Genomic DNA, 18,899 nt, shown 5'->3' with positions numbered 1-18,899 from the left:
GATGGCCGTCGTCGATCCGGTCGCCGCCTCCCCGGCGCGCCACCAGTTCCTGCGCGGGCCCGGGGACGCGCTCGCGGGCCTGGGCTGGCAGCTCTCCTTCTACCTGCGCGCCCTCGCGCTGGCCCCGGTCACGCTGCGCCGCTACTCGCGGGAGACCGCGCGGCTGCTGACCGAGGTGGTGTTCGGCAGCGGGGCGCTGGCCGTCATCGGCGGCACGCTCGGCGTGATGATCGGCATGACCGTGGCCACCGGCGCGGTGGTCGGCCTGCAGGGCTACTCCTCGCTGGACCAGCTGGGCACCTCCGCCCTGACCGGCTTCATCGCCGCCTACTTCGACACCCGCGAGGTGGCGCCGCTGGCCGCGGGCCTGGCGCTGTCGGCGACCGTGGGCTGCGGGTTCACCGCGCAGCTGGGCGCGATGCGGATCTCCGACGAGATCGACGCGCTGGAGGTGATGGGCGTGCGGACCGTGCCGTACCTGGTGACCAGCCGGGTGATCGCCGGGGTGACCGCGGTGATCCCGCTGTACGTGGTGGGCCTGCTGGGCTCCTACTTCGCCTCCCGGCAGATCACCGTGTGGTTCTACGGCCAGTCGGCGGGCACCTACGACCACTACTTCCACCTGTTCCTGCCGCCCGAGGACGTGCTGTGGTCCTTCGGGAAGGTGATCGTGTTCAGCATCGCGGTGATCCTGACGCACTGCTACTACGGCTACACCGCGCGCGGCGGGCCCGCCGGGGTCGGGATGGCCGTGGGCCGGGCGGTGCGCACCTCGATCGTGCTGATCTCGGTGCTGGACTTCTTCCTCAGCCTGGCCATCTGGGGCTCCACCACGACGGTTCGGATCTCCGGATGAGGGGCGATGAGAAGAGGCGCCGCTACCAGGCGCTCGGAGTGGCGTTCCTGGTCGCGACGGGGATGTTCTTCGCGGGCACCATCGCGGTCTACCGCAAGGCGTTCACGCCGGTGGTGGCGGTGAGCCTGGAGACCGACCGGATCGGCAACCAGATGCGCGTCGGCGCCGACGTCAAGGCGCGCGGTGTGGTGGTCGGCGAGGTCCGCGACGTGCGCGCGGTCGGCGACCACGCGGTGCTGGAGCTGGCGCTCAAGCCCGACCAGGCCGAGCTGATCCCGACGGGCGCGTCGGCGCGGCTGCTGCCCAAGACGCTGTTCGGCGAGCGCTACGTCGCGCTGCAGATCCCGGCAGGCGGCGGTTCGCAGGCGCTGGCCGACGGCGATGTGATCCCGCAGGACCGCAGCAGCTCGGCGATCGAGGTCGAGAAGGTGCTCGACGAGCTGATGCCGGTGCTGCAGGCGGTGCAGCCGGAGAAGCTGTCCACGACGCTGACCGCGGTGTCGCAGGCGCTGGACGGTCGCGGCGAGCAGCTGGGCGACACGCTGGTGCAGCTGGACAGCTACCTGGAGCAGCTCAACCCGTCGCTGCCGAAGCTGGAGTCGGTCATCGCCCGCATCGACGACGTGGCCGACACCTACCACGAGGCGGTGCCGGATCTGGCGCAGGCGCTGGGAGATCTGACCACCACCAGCCGGACGCTGGCCGAGCAGCGCACCCAGCTGCAGCACATGATCGGCAGCGTCACCACCAGCGCCGAGAGCCTCGACCGGTTCCTGGCGCTGAACAAGGACAACCTGATCAACCTGACCAGCAGCTCGCGGTCCACATTGGAGCTGCTGGCCGAGTACTCGCCGCAGTACCCGTGCATGCTCAAGCAGTTCGCGGACTCCATCCCGACGGCCGAGGCCTCCTTCGGCAAGGGCACCGAGAACCCGGAGATCGCCAAGTTCACCATCGAGATCACCGGCAGCCGCGGCAAGTACCTGCCCGGGGTGGACGATCCGAAGTACCTGGACCAGCGGGGGCCGCGCTGCTACCCGTGGGTCGAACCGCCGGACACCTTCCCGCAGTACCCGCCGGGCGGGCCGGTGGAGGACGGCTCGACGTTCCCGGAGCCGCCGCGCGACCGCGACGAGGTGTTCCCGTGGGCGGCCCCGGCATCGACCGCACCGCAGTCGGTGGCGAACGCACCGGCCGAGCGCGAGCTGCTCTCGACGCTGCTCGCCCCGCAGCTCGGTGTCGCCCGCGAGGACGTGCCGGGGTGGAGCGGGCTGCTGGTCGGGCCGGTCTACCGCGGGGCCGAGGTGGAGGTGAGATGAGGTCGATCACTGCGCCGCTGCTCAAGCTGTCGCTGTTCGCGCTGGTCACGGTGGTGCTGACCGGAGTGCTGGCGATGACCATCGCGGCGTCGACGTCCAGCTCGTCCAGCGACTACACCGCGCGGTTCGCCGACGCCTCCGGGCTCAACCTCGGCGACGACGTGCGGATGGCCGGGGTCAAGGTCGGCCGCATCACCGGGCTGGAGGTCGTCGACGCCAAGCACGCGCTGGTGAGCTTCGACGTCGACGCGAACCGCCGGCTGCCGGTGGACGCCTCGGCGACGGTGAAGTACCGCAACCTCGCCGGGCAGCGCTACCTCGCGCTGGACGCGCCCATCGGCGAGGGCGACGAGGTGCTGCCGCCGGGCGGCGAGATCCCGCTGGAGCGCACCCACCCGGCGCTGAACCTCACCGCGCTGTTCAACGGCTTCAAGCCGCTGTTCCAAGCGCTCTCGCCGGAGGACGTCAACCAGCTCTCCGGCGAACTCGTCCAGGTGCTGCAGGGCGAAGCGGGCACCGTGGACAGCCTGCTCGCGCACACCGCCTCGCTGACCACCACGCTCGCCCGCAAGGACGAGGTGATCGGCCAGGTCATCGACAACCTCAACACCGCGGTCGGCGCGGTCAACGCGCGCGGCCCGCAGCTGGGCGAGCTGATCACCTCGCTGCAGCAGCTCACCAGCGGGCTCGCCGAGCAGCGCAAGCCGGTCGGCGAAGCGGTCGCGGCGCTCGACGAGCTGGCGGGCACCACCGGTGATCTGCTCGCCGAGGGCCGGGAACCGCTGCAGCGCAACATCGCCGAGCTCCAGCGGTTCACCACCGTGCTCAACGCCGAGATGCCCAAGCTGGAGCACGACCTGCAGACCGTGCCCGAGCGGCTGAACGCGCTGACGCGGACGGTGAGCTACGGGAGCTGGTTCAACTTCTACCTGTGCCGGATGTCGGGCACCGTCGGGATCTCCGACCTCAACATCAAGATCCCGATCCTGCCCGCGCCGCCGTCGGAGATGCCGGAGAGGTGCCAGTCGTGAAACCGTTGCGGGAGCGGAACCAGGCGGTCGTCGGGGTGGTGACGATCGTACTGCTGGTGCTCGTCACGAGCGGCGCGTTCTTCGCCAAGGACCTGCCGGTGCTCGGCGGGAGCACCTACCAGGCCTACTTCACCGAATCGGCCGGGCTGGCTGCCGGGAACGACGTGCGCATCGCGGGCATCCGAAGCGGCGAGGTCACCGACGTGTCGCTGGAGGGCAACCGGGTGCTGGTGTCCTTCCGCGTCGACGACGCCGAGGTGGGCGACCGCAGCCGCGCCGGGATCGAGATCAAGACGCTGCTCGGCGAGAAGTTCCTGGCGCTGCAACCGGAGGGCGAGCAGGAGCTGTCCGAGCCGATCCCGGTGGAGCGCACCGCCGCGCCGTTCGACATCCCCGACGCGCTCGACCAGCTCACCCGCACCGCCGATGAGGTCGACGGCGAGCAGCTCGCGCAGAGCTTCCGGGTGCTGGCCGACACCTTCCGCGGCGCGCCGGAGCACTTCGGGGAGGCCGTCGACGGGCTCTCCGCGCTGTCGCAGACGATCTCCTCGCGCGACCAGCAGCTCAGCGAACTGCTGCGCAACACCAGCGGAGTCAGCCGGATCGTCGCCGACCGCGACGAGCAGGTGCAGCGGCTGATCGCCGACGGCAACCTCCTGCTGACCGAGCTGCAGCAGCGCCGCGGCGCGATCTCCTCGCTGCTCAGCGGCACCCAGAAGCTCTCCGACGAGCTGCGCGGCCTGGTCGCCGACAACCAGGCGCAGCTGCGGCCGACGCTGGACCAGCTCAACCAGCTGACCGAGATGCTGCAGCGCAACCAGGACAATCTCGGCCGCACCATCGAGGCGATGGCGCCCTACGTGCGCGGGTTCAACAACACCGTCGGCAACGGGCGCTGGTTCGACGGCTACATCTGCGGGCTGTTCCCGCCCCCGATCAACGCCGGGCCGCTGCAGACGAACACGACCTCCTGCGAGCTCCCGGTGCCGACCCGACCCGTCGGAGGTGACTGATGTCCGCACCTGGGCCGGACGAGGAAGAACCGCGCCGGAAGTCGCCGCTGACCAGGCTGCTCGTCCTCGGCAGCGCGCTGGTGCTGCTGGTCAGCGCCGGCCTGTGGTGGGCGTTCAGCGATCCGGGCAAGCAGCTGACCGCCTACTTCGACAAGGCCGTCGGCGTCTACGCCGGGTCGAGCGTGCGGGTGCTCGGCGTCGAGGTGGGGCGCATCGCCGCGGTGGTGCCGCAGGGCGAGGTGGTCCGCGTCGACCTGCACGTCGACCGGGAGGTGCAGATCCCCGCCGACGTCAAGGCCGTGGTGGTGGCGCCGAGCCTGGTCAGCGACCGGTACGTGCAGCTGACCCCGGCCTACTCCGGTGGCCCGGAGCTGGCCACCGGCGCGGTGCTGGACAAGGACCGCACTGCCACCCCGGCCGAGCTCGACGAGCTCTACAACAGCGCCAAGTCGCTGGCGGAGGCGCTCGGGCCGGACGGAGCCAACCGCACCGGCGCATTGACCGACGTGCTCAACACCTCGGCCGCGGCGCTGGACGGCAAGGGCGAGAACCTCAACGCGACCATCAAGCGGCTCGGCGATCTGGCCGGGACGCTGCAGGACAACCAGGACGACCTGTTCGCCACGGTGGACAACCTGAACGAGTTCACCGCCGCGCTGGCCGCCAGCGACGGGCAGATCCGGGAGTTCAACGGCAGGCTCGCCGACGTCGCCGGGTTCCTGGCGAGCGAGCAGGACCAGATGGGCGCCTCGCTGAGCTCGCTGGCGGCGGCGCTGGGCGATGTCTCGGCGTTCATCCGGGACAACCGCGAGCAGTTCTCGTCCAACGTGGAGAACCTGACCGGCGTGACGCAGGCCCTGGTGGACCAGCGCGAGGCGCTGGGCGAGGTGCTCGACGTGGCGCCGCTGGGCGCGACGAACTTCATCAACGCCTACGACGCGGCCTCCGGCACCGTGACCGTGCGCGGGCACCTCAACGAGCTCACCCACCCGCCGGTGCTGATGGTGTGCAAGCTGATCCAGCACAGCCTGCCCGAACCGGTGCCCGAGGACCTGAAGAAGACCTGCGACGAGCTGGCCCCGGTGCTCGACGGCAAGCTCGGCCTGCCGTCGATCGGCGAGACCATGCACTACCTCCAGCAGGGCGAACTCCCGCCGCTGCCGCTACCGCTCGTCGACGCCTCGCGAGAGGGGGGCTCGCAATGAGGATCTTCCAGGCTCGTTTTGCGTGGCGGTGCGGGTGGCGGAACCTCAGCGCCCGCCTGGCTGCGGGATCCCGTTCTCATGTATGTCCAATACACGGCGAACAGGCTGTCCTCGCCAGGCGACCGCTGAGAACCCTCAGCGGTGCCGGTTGCGGGGGTGGGTCATGCGCCTGCGGCGCATGCGATGTTCTGCCGGGGCTCGGCCAGTCGGTCGTCGCGGCTGCGGCCGACCAATACGAAAAGAGCTCCCAGTGAAGCGGTGTGCGTTGGTGGTGATCCTGCTGCTGGTGTCCGGCTGCTCGGCGGGCGGGTTCACCGGCCTCTACAACGCGCCGCTGCCCGGCGGCGCCGAGCTGGGCGACCGGCCCTACCGGGTCAGCGCGCAGTTCGCCGACGTGCTCGACCTCGTGCCGCAGTCCAGCGTGAAGGTCAACGACGTGCCGGTCGGCCGGGTGGAGCGCATCGAGCTCGGCCCGGACAACACCACGGCGCTGGTGTCGATGTCGATCAACGGCGACGTCCGGCTGCCCGCCAACGCCGACGCCCGGTTGCGGCAGTCCAGCCTGCTGGGGGAGAAGTTCATCGAGCTCGCCGCACCCGCGCAGCCCGCGTCCGACGAGCTCGCCGACGGCGCGGTGATCCCGATCGAGCGGACCAACCGCAACCCGCAGATCGAGGAGGTGCTCGGCGCGCTGTCGATGCTGCTCAACGGCGGCGGAGTGGCGCAGCTGCAGGACATCGTGCGGGAGATGAACAAGGTCTTCACCGGCAACGAGGCGGAAATCCGCTCGCTGCTGGGGAACCTGGACGAGACGGTGTCCAGGTTGGACGGTCAGCGGGAGGACATCACCCGGGCCATCGACGGGCTCGGCCGGTTGTCCACGACGTTGCGCGAGCAGACCGGCACCGTCTCGGCCGCGCTCGACGGCATCGGGCCGGGCTTGCAGGTGCTCAACGAGCAGCGCGGTCAGCTGGTGTCGATGCTGGAGTCGCTGGACCGGCTCTCCGGTGTCGCGGTCGACACCGTCAACCGCAGCAGGGACGACATGCTCGCCGACCTGCACGCGCTCGCTCCGACGCTGCAGAAGCTCGCCGACACCGGTGACGCGCTGCCGGACGCGATCGGCTTCCTGGCCACCTACCCGTTCCCGGAGTACGTGATGAAGCCGCTCAAGGGCGACTTCGTCAACGCCGACGTGCGCTTCGACCTGGACCTGAGCAGCATCGTGGAGAACCTCTCGCGCTCCTCCGGCCCGCTGATCCCGATCCCCGGCCTCAGCGACGCCGGCCAGTCGGGACTGCGGCCGCCGCCACCGGCCCCGCCGCTGCCGCCGCTCCCGCTGCCGGTGCCCGGCTCCGCGCCGACGCCCTCCGTCCCGCCGCTGCTGGGAGGCCAGTGATGTTCAGCCGCAAGACCAAGGTGCACCTGGCGCTGTTCCTGGTCCTGGCCGTGGTCGGGATCGGCTACACCGGCGGCCGCTACGCCGGGCTGGACCGGCTCTTCGGCGGCAACGGCTACTCGGTCACCGTGCAGCTGGCCGACTCCGGCGGGCTGTTCACCAACTCCGAGGTCACCTACCGGGGCGTGGCGGTCGGCCGGGTGACCGCGATGCGGCTCACCGAGACCGGCCTCGAAGCCGAACTGCACATCGACGACTCCGCCCCGCAGATCCCCGCCGACACCCGCGCGGTGGTGGCCAACCGGTCCGCGGTCGGCGAGCAGTACCTGGACCTGCGGCCCGAGCACGACGGCGGTCCGTACCTGGCGAGCGGTGCCGTGGTCGCCCAGGACCGCACCGCCGTGCCGCTGCCGCCGGAATCGCTGCTGGTCGACCTCGACCGGCTGGTGGGCAGCGTCCCGGTCGACGACCTGCGCACGGTCGTCAACGAGGTCGGCACCGCTTTCGAGGGCTCCGGCGCACACCTGCAGCGGCTGCTGGACGCGACCAGCTCGGTGACCGCCGCGGCCGAGCAGCACCTCCCGCAGACCACCTCGTTGCTCGCCAACAGCGACGTCGTGCTGCGCACCCAGCAGCAGCAGGCCGAGGAGATCGTGTCGTTCAGCGAGGGCCTGCGCGAGATCTCCGGGCAGCTAAAGGAATCCGACCCGGATCTGCGCGGGATCATCCGCGACGCGCCCGCGGCGGGCCAGGAGGTCCAGGCGCTGCTCGACAGCGCGGGCACCGACTTCGGCGTGGTCGCGGCGAACATGCTGACCACGATGAAGATCACCGAGGTGCGCACCGAGGGCATGGAGCAGTTGCTGGTGGCCCTGCCGGTGATCTCGGCGTTCTCCCACACGCTGTCCCCGGACGGCACCGGGCACCTCGGCCTGGTCCTGAACTTCTTCAACCCGATCGCCTGCACCCGGGGCTACGAGGGCACGCCCCGCCGCCCGGGCAGCGAAACGGCGCCCGGCCCGATCAACGAGGACCTGCACTGCGCCGAGCCCCCGGGCAGCGTGATCAGCGTCCGAGGCTCCCAGAACGCCCCGCGTCAGCCCATCCCGGACCCGGTACCGGCTCCGCCGCCGTTCAGGTGAGTCACGACGGTTGGCACGGCGGGTCGAACGCCAGCTCGCCCGCGACGTACTTGCGCCATTCCTCCTCGGTCAGGACGTTGGCGTTGGTGGTGGCGCAGATGCGTTGCGCGGCGAAGCCCGGGTCCAGGTTCCACAGCTGCACCGACTGGTCGTGGCTGCCGGTGGCCAGCGTGGTGTTGGAGCTGAAGGCCAGACCCCACACCGCATCGGTGTGGCCGGTGATGGGTTGGCCGATCGGTCCTGGGCGAGCCGGGTCGGAGACGTCCCAGAACCGCACTGCGCCATCGGCGTCCGAGCTGGCCAAGGTGCGGCCGTCCGGGCTGAACACCACGGCCGTCACGAAGTTCGTGTGGCCGGTCAGGGGTGATCCCAGCTGTTTCGGCTTCGCGGGGTCGGAAACGTCCCACAGGCGAACCGTCAGGTCGTAACCGGCGGTGGCCAGGAGATCATCGGTGGGATCGAAGACCACCGACCGCACGGTGCCGGTGTGGCCGGTCATCAGCGGCAGGGCGACCGGCCGTTCCGGGTCGGTGATGTCGAAGAGCCGGATCGCGTTGGTGCCTCCAACGGCCAGGATGCGGTTGTCCGAGCTGAACGCGACCGAACTCGCGCCTTCGGTGCCGATGGTGAAGGGGCTGCCCAGCTGCTCCGGGTGAGCCGGGTCGGAGACGTTCCAGAGCTGGGCCGTCCCATTCTCCCTCGCGGCGGCCAGGAACTCACCGCTCGGGCTGAACTTCACCGACCACAGTGGAGTGGGATCGCCGATCGAGGTTTGACGGGCCACCGGCTGCGCCGGTTCGGAAACGTCCCACAACCGCAAGGTGCCACCGCTGCCCACGCTGGCCAGCGTGCGCCCGTCGGGGCTGAACGCCACCGAGAACACGGCGTCCGTGTGGCCGGTGAGGGGTTCACCCAGCGGGGTCGGGCGGGTGGTGCTGGAAACGTCCCACAACCGCACGGTCCGGTCATCGCCGCCGCTGGCCAGCGTGCGTCCGTCCGGGCTGAACGCCACGGCGTTGACGACGTGGGTGTGGCCGGTCACGATCGTGCGCGGCAGATTCCACACCCGGATCGTGCTGTCATTGCTGCTGCTCGTCAGCGTCTCTCCGTCGGGACTGAACGCCACCGAGAGCACGTAGTTGCTGTGCCCGGTCAACGGTTTTCCCAGTGCCACCGGATAGGCGGGATCGGCGATGTTCCACAACCGGATGGTCCGGTCGACGCCGGCGCTGGCCAGCACGCGTCCGTCGGGGCTGAAGGCGACCGAGAACACCGGACCGGTGTGGCCGGTCATGGCTCGGTCCAGCAGCACGGGCTGCGCGGGATCGGAAACGTTCCACATCAGGATCTTCTCGTCGTCACTGGAAGCAGCCAGGAGCCGCCCGTCCGGGCTGAACACCGCGGAGTGGACGTTGCCGTTGTGACCGTCGAGATTCTTGCCGAGTGGGGCTGGGTTGGCGGGGTCGGCGACGTTCCACAGCAACAGCAGCCCGTCTTTTCCGGAACTGGCGAGCGTACGGCTGTCGGGACTGAACGAGACGGAGAAGATGTCGCCGGAGTAGCCGCTGAGGAGACGGTTCAACGCCACTGGCCGCGCCGGGTCTGCGACGTTCCACAGCCGCACCGTGCCGTTCTCCCCCGCAGCGGCCAGCGTGCGTCCGTCCGGGCTGTACGCCACGTCCGCGATCTGGCCGATCTGGTCCTCGAGGGGCTGGCCGAGAAGAACGGGGTGTACCGGGTCCGCGACGTTCCACAACCGGACCGAGCCGTCATTGCTCCCGGAGGCGAGGACGCGGCCGTCGGGACTGAACGCCGTCTGCGTCGACACATCGGTGTGCCCGGTCAGAGGTGCTCCGAGCGGCACGGGACGCGCGGGATCGGAGAAGTTCCACAGCCGCACGGTCTTGTCCTCACCTGTGCTGGCGAGAGTGCGTCCGTCCGGGCTGGGTGTTGCCGAGACCACCCGGCCGGTGTGCCCGGTCAGCAGCGACGAGAGCGGGGTGTTCTCGGTGGCGATGAGGTTCGTCCGGACGTCGAGGTCGTCCGGGCGCATGTGGCTGGCGGCTAGGCTCAGCTTGGCCGACAGGGACATGTCGAGGCCCTGCAGGCGGTCGGCCTGCGCGGTGACCTGGTTGAAGATGGCGGTGTCGCGCTGCCCGATGGCGGTCGCCGCCGCGAGCGTCGCCACCAGGGCGAGCACTCCGACCAGCGCGACCGCGGTGTAGCCCGCACCGGTGAGCAAGCGCTTCCGCCGGGCGGACGCGGAGAGGAACGCCGAGGCCAGCGAGTTCGACTCGGCCCGGTTCGCCTTGGCCCACGCGCGGGCGTCGTCCAGCCGCTTTCCCCGGTACAGCAGGGCAGGACTGCGTCCGTCGCGGTCCCAGGCGGCGGCGTCCTCGTCGAGCGCTTGGCGGATCAGGTTGCCGGACCGGTCGTCGTCGATCCAGCGGCGCAGCCGGGGCCAGGCGCGGAGCAGGACTTCGTGGGTGATCTCCACGGTGTCCTGCTGCTGGGTCAGCAGGCGGGCGCGGGTGAACTTCTCCAGCACGTCCCGCGCGAGCTGCTGATCGGTCAGATCGGCCAGCAGCTCGGTCCGGGACGTCCGCCTGCGGGTGTCCTCGGTGCCGTCGCCGATCTTGATCAGCCGCAGGAGCAGAGTCCGCGCGACCTGCTGCTCGGCGGAGAGCAGCGCGTCGTACACGCCGTCGGCGGTGGTCGCCACCGCGTGCTGGATCCCGCCCGTCCTGCGGTATCCGGCGACGGTGAGCTGATCGCCGGCCCGCACCTGCCAGGTGACCCGCAGCGCATGGGCCAGCAGCGGCAGGCGTCCGGCCTCGTACCCGGCTGCGGTGTCGTCGTCGGGATCGGGGATGCCGAGATCGCGCAGCAGGAGGTCGACCAGTCCGTCTTCGACCCGCAGCTTCGCCCGCCGCGCCGGGAAGATGATCGCTTGGCGCAGTTCCTTCCGGCTCATGGGTCCGACGACGACCTGACCGTTCTGCAGTGCGTCGCGCAGCTGCGGGTGGTCGGTGCACTGCGCGTAGAAGTCCGCTCGCAGGGAGTAGACCACCAGCGCGGTCGGTGTTCCGCCGCCCGGACCCGGTTCGGAGAGGTGCGAGAGCAGCGCGAGGAAGCGCTGCCGTTCCGCCGCGTCGGTGCACAGCGTGAACAGCTCTTCGAGCTGGTCGACGATGACCACTAGGCGTGCCCCCGACTCCACCCCGATGCCCACCCGTTCCCGCAGCGCTTCGCGCAGGCGCTCGCCGAACTGAACGGGATCGGCCAACTGCTGCTCGACCTCGTCCGGGTCGTCACCGGTGAGACCGACGAGCTCGGCTGCGAAGGCGCGGACCGGGTCGTCGGTGGGGGTGAACAGCAGTCGCGGCCAACGCGCCGAATTCTCGCCGGGCAGCGCACCTGTTTCGAGCATGGGGAGCAACCCGGCTTGGAGCAGGGACGACTTCCCCGCTCCGGAGGGAGCGACGACGACCAGCGGACCGCGGCCGTCCCGCCACCGCTGGTCGAGGCGCTGCACGAGGTCCGCGACCAAGTGGTCCCGGCCGAAGAACCAGTGCCTGTCCGCCGAGCTGAACGCCGCCATGTCGGTCGGGTACGGGCAGACACCGTCGGTCGCGGCCAGGAACGTGCGATACGTCCGGTTGCCGTCGCCGTCGTAGAAGTGGAAGTGCTGGTCGCGAAGTGCCTGGAAGATCTTCGCGTAGTCGCGTGCCGTGGCCGAGAGGTGGTGCGCTCCGGCCTTCTCGTCGGGCTTCACCGCTCGTTGAAGTGCATGTCGCCGCCGGCCTGGTACACCCTGCCGTGCTCGGACGCCCTGCCGTACATCGTCCCCACCTGGGTGTTGCGCTCCGGTGGTGCGGCACGCAGATCCTCGACCAACCGGATCAGCTCGGCGGCCACCTCGGGGTCGTCGTTCAGCAAGCGGCGCAGCCGTGACCGCCATTCCGCGATGAGCGCCTGCCCGGTCTCCTCATCGCCGGTGCGGATGGCCGCCAGCGCTTCCTCGCGGGCGTCGTCGAACTCCGCTTCCACGGTCGCGGCCCGGTCGGGGTGCACCCGGCGCCACAGCGCTCCGAGGCCGTTCTTCGCCTGTTGCCACGCACTGGTCGTCAGCGATTCCACCAGCGTGTTCGCCGCGGACGACGCCAAAGCCGCGAGTTCGGGATCCATTGGTCCCCCCAGTGAAGGGTTATGACTGCTCGACTGACGCGGTGACCATAGACCGCCGGGTCAGCTGGGCGGAAAGGAATCAAGGAGATTCACTTGGTGAAATGATTCCCGAATTTGCGGAATATGCCGGAAAGGCGGTTGTCGTCTGCCGGAGTGTGAAACGGCGCCCGGTCCGATCAACGAGGACCTGCACCGCGCCGAGCCGTCGGGCCACGTGATCAGCGTCCGCGGCTGGCGGAATGCGCCGCGCCAGCCGCTCCCGGGCCCCGTGTTCCGCCGAAGTTCTGGCGGGCGGGTTCCGGTGGGGATCATCACGTGCGGGGGTGCCCGAGGGGTACCTTCAGAACAAGATTGATAATTTGTTGAACATGCAGGTAGATCCTCTGAGAGACGGCTCGGTGCGGCGCGCCGCGGTCGTGCTGGCCGGTGCCGGGCTGAGCGCGCTGCTGCTCGCGGGGTGCGGTTCGGGCGGCCAGCCGACTTCCGAGTCCGGTGACGCCTCGGCGTCCTCCGACGCGCAGGCCGCACCGCTGCCGGTCGTGGACGACACCGACGCGGCCGTCGACGCCGCCGGTCAGGGTGACACCACCGGGCAGGGCGGCGATCAGGACGAATCCGGCGACGACTACCGGGGCGGCAACTTCCAGGGCGGCGGCGGGGCTCCGCTGATCGTCCGCGCCAACGGCACCTCGCTGACCGAGGACTGCGCGGCCCGGAAGGTCATCGTGCTGGCCAGCGACGCCAACCTGACTCTCAACGGCGCGTGTTCGCTGGTCAAGGTCGAGGGCGGCAACTCCACCGTCGACGTGGGCTCCGCGCAGAAGATCATCGCGGTCGGTCCCGGCAGCACCGTGCACTACGCCTCCGGCCAGCCGCAGGTGATCAACAAGGGTGGCACCGTCGCCCAGGGCGGCTCGGCAACCCCCTGACCGGATCCGCAGGTCAAGGCCCGTGAGTGCTTTGTGCGGCTATAGCGTCACAAAACGCTCACGGGCTCTACCGGCGCCGATCGGTCAGGCGGGGTTGTGTCCGAAGTGGACCGTCTTCGCGGTGAGCAGGAAGAGGTCGGGGCGCTGGTCGAGGCCCATCGGGTCGGCCGGGTCCAGCAGGCGGTCCAGCGTCGCGAGGTCCTCGGCGTCGAGGTGGTCCTGGAGACCGTGGCGGTAGCGCTCGGCCGTTCCGCGCAGCCACCGCCGGGTGCCGTCGTCCAGCGGGGCCGGGCGGTCCACCAGGAACGTCTTGCTCCGGGTCCCTTCGAGGCCGGCCGTGCGCAGCATGTCGGCCCAGGTCTCCACCGTCGCCACCGAGCCGGGCAGTTCGGCGCGCATCTGGTTGAAGCGCTCGGACATCGCCGCGTCGACGCGGGATTGCAGGCCGGGGCGGCCGAAGCCGAGGTCGTGCGGGAGCCAGCGGGTCGGCAGCCCGCCCTCCACGACCGCCAGCACGCCGCCCGGCGTCAGCAGCCGCGCCAGCCGGTTCAGCGCGTCCTGCTGGTCGCCGACGTGGTGCACCGTCTGCGCCGTCCAGATCAGGTCCGCGGTGCCGAGGTCGTCCAGCCCGGCCGGGAACTCGGCGACCCGGGTGCGCAGTTCGACCCCGAGCCGCTTCGCCCGCTGCTCAGCGCGCGCCAGCAGTTCCGGCGTGCCGTCGACGGCGGTCACCTCGGCCTTCGGGAACGCGGCGGCCAGCTGGCAGGCGGCCACGCCCGGGCCGCTGCCGATGTCCATGATCCGCTGCGGTTCCAGCTGCGCCAGCTCGGCCAGCGCCAGCTGCACGTAGGGCCGGTGCGCCTCGCCTTCGAGTTCGAGCACGTCGGCCATCGCGGCCCAGTCGAGGTCGGTCATCTGCACTCCAATCCGGATGTCCTGGCACCACGATGCGCACGGCCTCGCCGACTTGACAAATCCTGTTGCTGTTTCTGCAATACGGGCATGGACGAAGTGCTCGCCGCGGTCGGACCGCGTCTCAAGGCCATCCGCCAGCAGCGCAAGTGCACGCTGGCCGCGCTGTCGGAGAAGACCGGGATCTCGGTCAGCACGCTCTCCCGCCTGGAGTCGGGGCAGCGCAAACCGAGCCTGGAACTGCTGCTGCCGATCGCGCAGGCCCACCAGGTGCCGCTGGACGAACTGGTCGGCGCGCCGCCGGTCGGCGACCCGCGGGTGCGGATGAAGCCGTTCAAGCAGGGCGACGCCACCACGATCGTGCCGCTCACCCAGCAGCCGGGCGGGCTGCAGGCGTTCAAGATGATCATCGGCCCGGAGCGCAGCGAACCCGATCAGCGCACCCACGAGGGCTACGAGTGGCTCTACGTGCTCAGCGGCAAGCTGCGGCTGGTGCTCGCCCAGCACGACGTGGTGCTCAAGGTGGGCGAAGCGGCCGAGTTCGACACCCGCGTCCCGCACTGGTTCGGCAGCACTGGCGAGGCGCCGGTGGAGGTTCTCAGCCTCTTCGGACCGCAGGGGGAGAAGATGCACGTCCGCGCCAGGCCGCGGTCCGCCTGAGCACTGGCGGCACACGCGCAACGACCGCACCTCCGGTCGCTCCAGCACCGTTCGCCCAGGTGGACGTGCCCGTGGGGCGTTCCCATACTGAGGACATCGACCTCGGAGGGCTCGACGGAAGCGAGTCGGAGAGGGGTGCGTGATGGGGCGCGCGGTCGGCATTGATCTGGGGACGACGAACTCCGTTGTGGCGGTCCTGGAGGGCGGTGAACCGACGGTGATCGCCAACTCCGAGGGCTCGCGGACCACGCCCTCGGTGGTGGCCTTCGCCAAGAACGGCGATCTGCTCACCGGGCAACCGGCGAAGAACCAGGCCGTCACCAACGTGGACCGCACCATTCGGTCGGTCAAGCGGCACATGGGCACCGACTGGAAGGTGCAGATCGACGACAGGGCTTACACGCCGCAGGAGATCAGCGCCCGCGTGCTGATGAAGCTCAAGCGCGATGCGGAGTCGTACCTGGGCGAGGAGGTCACCGACGCGGTGATCACCGTCCCGGCCTACTTCGACGACTCGCAGCGGCAGACGACCAAGGAAGCGGGTCAGATCGCCGGTCTGAACGTGCTGCGGATCATCAACGAGCCGACCGCGGCTGCGCTGGCCTACGGCCTGGAGAAGGGCGAGAAGGAGCAGACCATCCTGGTCTTCGACCTCGGTGGCGGCACCTTCGACGTCTCGCTGCTCGACGTCGGCGAAGGGCTCGTCGAGGTCAAGGCCACCTCCGGCGACACCCACCTGGGCGGTGACGACTGGGACGAGCGCATCGTCGAGTGGCTGGTGGAGCGGTTCCGGGCGTCGGCGGGCATCGATCTGACCAAGGACCGGATGGCCATGCAGCGGATCAAGGAAGCTGCCGAGAAGGCCAAGATCGAGCTCTCCAGCTCCTCGCAGACCAGCATCAACCTGCCCTACATCACGGTCGACGCGGACAAGAACCCGCTGTTCCTGGACGAGACGCTCTCCCGCGCCGAGTTCGAGCGGATCACCTCGGACCTGCTGGAGCGCTGCCGCAAGCCGTTCGGCAACGCGATCCGGGACGCCGGGGTCAAGGTCGGCGACATCGACCACGTGGTGCTGGTGGGCGGCGCGACGCGGATGCCCGCGGTGACCGACCTGGTGCGCGAGCTGACCGACGGCAAGGAGCCGAACAAGGGCGTGAACCCGGACGAGGTCGTCGCGGTCGGCGCCAGCCTGCAGGCCGGTGTGCTGCGCGGTGAGGTCAAGGACGTCCTGCTGCTCGACGTCACGCCGCTGTCCCTGGGCATCGAGACCAAGGGCGGCATCATGACCAAGCTGATCGAGCGCAACACCACGATCCCGACCAAGCGCTCCGAGACCTTCACCACCGCCGACGACAACCAGCCCTCGGTGATGATCCAGGTCTTCCAGGGCGAGCGCGAGATCGCCGCGCACAACAAGAAGCTCGGCATGTTCGAGCTCACCGGCCTCCCGCCGGCGCCGCGCGGCATGCCGCAGATCGAGGTCACCTTCGACATCGACGCCAACGGCATCGTGCACGTCTCCGCCAAGGACCTGGGCACCGGCCGCCACCAGTCCATCAAGATCAGCGGTGGGTCGGCGCTGCCGAAGGACGACATCGACCGGATGGTCAAGGACGCCGAGGCCCACGCCGAGGAGGACCGCCAGCGCCGCGAGGAGGCCGAGACCCGCAACCAGGCCGAGACCCTCGTCTACCAGACCGAGAAGGTCCTCACCGACAACACGGACAAGATCCCGGCCGACACGCGCACCCGGGTGCAGGACGCGATCAAGGACGTCAACGAGGCGCTCAAGGGCGAAGACGTGGAACGCATCCGATCGGCGGTCGACCACCTGGCGACCGCCTCGCAGGCCATCGGCCAAGCGATGTACGGGCGCCAGGCACAGCAGGAGCCCGAACCGGAGCAGCCGGGACAGGCGGAGGACGACGTCGTCGATGCCGAGGTCGTCGACGAGGACGACAAGAAGAAGGAGTGACCAGCGGATTCGCGTTCAGGGCGCAATTTCCGGAATATTCCCCCGGGAATTCGCGAGAATACGTTGCGTCCGCCGAACGGGGTAGGGTTGAGTGGTGCCCGCCCGTTCCCGGGAATTGACATGTTCCTCTGTGGACGGTGGCTGGTCTGTTCCGGTGATTGAGTCCCCGGTTCCTGGATTGATGCTGCGGTCTGGCTAGTCTCGAAGGTCCTCGAAAGTTCCGTGCGTGCGGCATTGCGAGGTCTGGGGTGGAGTGCAGCTTCTGGGAATTCGGCGCGATCGTGCGGCACGAGAAGGCACGTCGCGAGAACGGGGGAGCGGGAGCGCGGCGCAGGTTCGACATCCCCGCGTTCGTCACCTCCCGCGACAGCGGGCTGGCCCAGCCGGAGGATCCGGTGGAGGTGCTGGAAGCCGCGGAGAAGAGCGTCCGTGCCAAGAAATGGATCACGGGCGGCCGGCTGAGCGATGAGTGGTACGAGATCGTGACGGCGTTGGCGCAGGGCCACTCCCTGACGTACCTGTACCTGACGGAACCGGATCAGCCGGAAACCCGCGCCATGGCGGCGGTGAGCAACCTGGCGTTCCGCATCGTCCTCCGCGGTGACAGGGTCTGGATCGACGAAGTCGCCACGAGCGCGGCGGAGCGCTCGGTGGTGGAATGCCTCCCGGACGTCAACCCGGCAAACGGCCGAAGTGTCCTGCTACCAACGGAACTCCTCGCAGCGGCGGCCCTGGAAGCGGAGAACCACAAGGCGGACCAAGGCGACTGGATCGCCTACGAACTGGGCAAGGCCGACATCGACCCGGCCGATGCCAGGGAGGTGGGCCGCCTGGCGAAGCTGGCGGACCGCGTGATCGGTCAGTTCAACGTGATCTCCAGGGATGATGTCGGCCGGAAGCGTGTGGCACCGTGGGCGATTACCGTTCACCACAATTCTTCTGGGCGCGTCGCGCAGATTCCGCAACCGCCGGATGGGGTAGAAGTGCTGGTAGCTCCGGGGGATGTCGACGTGATTGCTGCGGCGCTCCGCACTTACCACGAAGAGGCGCGCTCGTGTGCTGAACGCCCGTAGTGGGCCCGAATGCCAGCTGGTTTCCGCCTTCCGGGCCACGGATATGTGATTTGTTGAACACGAACTGATGAAGATTTGCCTGGCGCTGTTGGAATTCTAGCCGGATCTGGAGAGTATCAGCCGCGACACAACCTCTTTCCGGGGGGATCAGGTGAATGTCCCGATACCGCCACGGCAAGCGGCTGCTGAGCTGACAGCGGAAGCCGTTCTGACCCCGTTCGATCCGGTCAGCGGCGCGGCGTTGATCGCCGTGGGAACCTACGCCGGTGCCGAGACCTTCCACATCCAGCCCGAGCAGCTCCCGAAGGTTCTCGCCGGTCTGGACGAGGTCCGAGCCAAGTACGAGTTCGCTCGAGACAAGGCGGCGCAGCTCGGAAACTTCCCGGCGCCCGCTGTTGACGACGTGACCACGCGTGCCGTGCAGAAATTTTGCGAACGTGCCAGCGGTGCTGAGGGAAGCTTGTTCACCACGGCCGAAGCTCTGATCGCCTGGGTCGAAGCCTTTGAGAAGGCTGTTCAGGCGGCGATCCGGGATCACCAGCGCATCGACGAGGATAACAGGATGGGTGGCTGACCTGTGCGGACGAAGCATGTCGTGCTCATCGTTGCTGCTGCCGTGGGCACACTCGTCTTGGGCGTAGGTATCTGGTACGCGGCCTACACGGTCATGGCGCCCAAAGAGCCTGTGGGGCAAACGAATCCGCCGGTCGCGGATGATCCGTTTCGCATCGAGAAGCCTAAGAACCTGAAAGCCATCAGCGATCCGTGTCAGCTGCTGAGCCCGCAGCAACTCGAGCAGCTCGCCTCGCTGTCGGCAGGCGTGCCTGAGTCGAGCTTGTGGGATCAGCAGGCCTGCCGCTGGCGGAACCGGCAGCTCACGGTCAGCATCGCGCCTGATACCACGCAGGGGCTGGGGCTGAAGAACACGGCGAAGAACGTCTCGGGCGGTGTTCCGACCGGCGAGGTTTCCGGGTATCCGGTGGTGCACTTCGGGAAGAGTGCTGGGTCCTGTGGAACCTACGTCGGTACTTCGGCCACCGAACTCCTGCTGGTCAGCTTCCAGGTCGGGACTGACGGCCGGAGCAACCCGGAGTACGCGGATCCGTGCGCGATGTCTGACAAGATCACGGACATGGTGCTGTCCAATCTTCCCGCGACATAAAGGGGAATCTTTCAGGAACTCACGATTCTGGG

General features: G+C 69.3%; 16 protein-coding genes. 13 read left to right on the top strand and 3 right to left on the bottom strand.

Going from position 1 to position 18,899, the window contains the following annotated elements; genetic code table 11:
* The first annotated feature begins 1 nt into the window (after window position 1).
* The 7 genes from ATL45_RS01060 (at window position 2) to ATL45_RS01030 (ending at window position 7,965) form a co-directional block, all read left to right on the top strand.
* Window positions 2-856: an MlaE family ABC transporter permease gene (locus ATL45_RS01060; protein ID WP_093158539.1), complete on the top strand. Its 855-nt coding sequence runs from the start codon at window positions 2-4 to the stop codon at window positions 854-856.
* A complete protein-coding gene (locus ATL45_RS01055) occupies window positions 853-2,175 on the top strand; it encodes an MCE family protein (RefSeq protein ID WP_093158537.1) in 1,323 nt (440 codons plus the stop codon). The genes ATL45_RS01060 and ATL45_RS01055 overlap by 4 nt, the downstream gene beginning before the upstream one ends.
* Complete coding sequence (locus tag ATL45_RS01050; RefSeq protein ID WP_093158534.1) at window positions 2,172-3,206, top strand: MCE family protein; 1,035 nt, start codon at window positions 2,172-2,174, stop codon at window positions 3,204-3,206. The genes ATL45_RS01055 and ATL45_RS01050 overlap by 4 nt, the downstream gene beginning before the upstream one ends.
* Window positions 3,203-4,219, top strand: a complete 1,017-nt coding sequence (locus ATL45_RS01045; RefSeq protein WP_170210125.1) for an MCE family protein — start codon at window positions 3,203-3,205, stop codon at window positions 4,217-4,219. Before ATL45_RS01050 ends, ATL45_RS01045 begins: the two co-directional genes overlap by 4 nt.
* Complete coding sequence (locus tag ATL45_RS01040) at window positions 4,219-5,424, top strand: MCE family protein (RefSeq protein WP_093158532.1); 1,206 nt, start codon at window positions 4,219-4,221, stop codon at window positions 5,422-5,424. The genes ATL45_RS01045 and ATL45_RS01040 overlap by 1 nt, the downstream gene beginning before the upstream one ends.
* 268 nt (window positions 5,425-5,692) lie before the next feature.
* Window positions 5,693-6,823 (top strand): MCE family protein, encoded by a 1,131-nt coding sequence (locus tag ATL45_RS01035; RefSeq protein WP_246025103.1) that lies wholly within the window; start codon window positions 5,693-5,695, stop codon window positions 6,821-6,823.
* Window positions 6,823-7,965 (top strand): MCE family protein, encoded by a 1,143-nt coding sequence (locus ATL45_RS01030; RefSeq protein WP_093158529.1) that lies wholly within the window; start codon window positions 6,823-6,825, stop codon window positions 7,963-7,965. The genes ATL45_RS01035 and ATL45_RS01030 overlap by 1 nt, the downstream gene beginning before the upstream one ends.
* A gap of 1 nt (window position 7,966) precedes the next feature.
* Here ATL45_RS01030 and ATL45_RS01025 read toward each other — a convergent pair whose 3' ends face one another.
* Together ATL45_RS01025 and ATL45_RS01020 are read right to left on the bottom strand one after the other, a co-directional pair.
* Window positions 7,967-11,740 carry an nSTAND1 domain-containing NTPase gene (locus ATL45_RS01025; protein ID WP_093158527.1) on the bottom strand — a complete coding sequence of 1,258 codons (3,774 nt, stop codon included), beginning with the start codon at window positions 11,738-11,740 and terminating at the stop codon, window positions 7,967-7,969.
* Window positions 11,737-12,153, bottom strand: a complete 417-nt coding sequence (locus ATL45_RS01020) for a hypothetical protein (RefSeq protein WP_093158524.1) — start codon at window positions 12,151-12,153, stop codon at window positions 11,737-11,739. Before ATL45_RS01020 ends, ATL45_RS01025 begins: the two co-directional genes overlap by 4 nt.
* A 368-nt stretch (window positions 12,154-12,521) precedes the next feature.
* Between ATL45_RS01020 and ATL45_RS01015 the strand changes: the two genes are divergently transcribed.
* Window positions 12,522-13,082 carry a DUF3060 domain-containing protein gene (locus ATL45_RS01015; protein WP_170210124.1) on the top strand — a complete coding sequence of 187 codons (561 nt, stop codon included), beginning with the start codon at window positions 12,522-12,524 and terminating at the stop codon, window positions 13,080-13,082.
* An 84-nt stretch (window positions 13,083-13,166) separates the two neighbouring features.
* Here ATL45_RS01015 and ATL45_RS01010 read toward each other — a convergent pair whose 3' ends face one another.
* Window positions 13,167-13,997, bottom strand: a complete 831-nt coding sequence (locus tag ATL45_RS01010) for a class I SAM-dependent methyltransferase (protein WP_093158519.1) — start codon at window positions 13,995-13,997, stop codon at window positions 13,167-13,169.
* 87 nt (window positions 13,998-14,084) lie between these two features.
* Between ATL45_RS01010 and ATL45_RS01005 the strand changes: the two genes are divergently transcribed.
* From ATL45_RS01005 to ATL45_RS00985, 5 genes are all read left to right on the top strand, one after another.
* Window positions 14,085-14,654: a helix-turn-helix domain-containing protein gene (locus tag ATL45_RS01005; RefSeq protein ID WP_093158517.1), complete on the top strand. Its 570-nt coding sequence runs from the start codon at window positions 14,085-14,087 to the stop codon at window positions 14,652-14,654.
* Window positions 14,655-14,796: 142 nt separating this feature from the next.
* Window positions 14,797-16,632 carry a molecular chaperone DnaK gene (gene dnaK, locus ATL45_RS01000; protein WP_121505278.1) on the top strand — a complete coding sequence of 612 codons (1,836 nt, stop codon included), beginning with the start codon at window positions 14,797-14,799 and terminating at the stop codon, window positions 16,630-16,632.
* Window positions 16,633-16,880: 248 nt separating this feature from the next.
* Window positions 16,881-17,705 carry an ESX secretion-associated protein EspG gene (locus ATL45_RS00995; RefSeq protein ID WP_093159888.1) on the top strand — a complete coding sequence of 275 codons (825 nt, stop codon included), beginning with the start codon at window positions 16,881-16,883 and terminating at the stop codon, window positions 17,703-17,705.
* A 151-nt stretch (window positions 17,706-17,856) separates the two neighbouring features.
* Window positions 17,857-18,279: a hypothetical protein gene (locus ATL45_RS00990; RefSeq protein ID WP_093159886.1), complete on the top strand. Its 423-nt coding sequence runs from the start codon at window positions 17,857-17,859 to the stop codon at window positions 18,277-18,279.
* Window positions 18,280-18,300: 21 nt separating this feature from the next.
* Window positions 18,301-18,867: a DUF3558 family protein gene (locus ATL45_RS00985; protein WP_246025102.1), complete on the top strand. Its 567-nt coding sequence runs from the start codon at window positions 18,301-18,303 to the stop codon at window positions 18,865-18,867.
* Window positions 18,868-18,899 lie beyond the last annotated feature (32 nt).

The sequence above is a fragment of the Saccharopolyspora antimicrobica genome, assembly GCF_003635025.1.
Taxonomy (GTDB): domain Bacteria; phylum Actinomycetota; class Actinomycetes; order Mycobacteriales; family Pseudonocardiaceae; genus Saccharopolyspora; species Saccharopolyspora antimicrobica.
The sequence above is the reverse complement of the archived record's forward strand: the minus strand, read 5'-3'. Positions and strand labels throughout refer to the sequence as shown.

Bases quoted from the DNA above. Each gene is read 5' to 3' on its own strand.
- ATL45_RS01060 (WP_093158539.1), top strand. From the start codon at position 2: ATGGCCGTCGTCGATCCGGTCGCCGCCTCCCCGGCGCGCCACCAGTTC.
- ATL45_RS01055 (WP_093158537.1), top strand. From the start codon at position 853: ATGAGGGGCGATGAGAAGAGGCGCCGCTACCAGGCGCTCGGAGTGGCG.
- ATL45_RS01050 (WP_093158534.1), top strand. From the start codon at position 2,172: ATGAGGTCGATCACTGCGCCGCTGCTCAAGCTGTCGCTGTTCGCGCTG.
- ATL45_RS01040 (WP_093158532.1), top strand. From the start codon at position 4,219: ATGTCCGCACCTGGGCCGGACGAGGAAGAACCGCGCCGGAAGTCGCCG.
- ATL45_RS01030 (WP_093158529.1), top strand. From the start codon at position 6,823: ATGTTCAGCCGCAAGACCAAGGTGCACCTGGCGCTGTTCCTGGTCCTG.
- ATL45_RS01020 (WP_093158524.1), bottom strand. From the start codon at position 12,153: ATGGATCCCGAACTCGCGGCTTTGGCGTCGTCCGCGGCGAACACGCTG.
- ATL45_RS01015 (WP_170210124.1), top strand. From the start codon at position 12,522: ATGCAGGTAGATCCTCTGAGAGACGGCTCGGTGCGGCGCGCCGCGGTC.
- ATL45_RS01010 (WP_093158519.1), bottom strand. From the start codon at position 13,997: ATGACCGACCTCGACTGGGCCGCGATGGCCGACGTGCTCGAACTCGAA.
- ATL45_RS01005 (WP_093158517.1), top strand. From the start codon at position 14,085: ATGGACGAAGTGCTCGCCGCGGTCGGACCGCGTCTCAAGGCCATCCGC.
- dnaK (WP_121505278.1), top strand. From the start codon at position 14,797: ATGGGGCGCGCGGTCGGCATTGATCTGGGGACGACGAACTCCGTTGTG.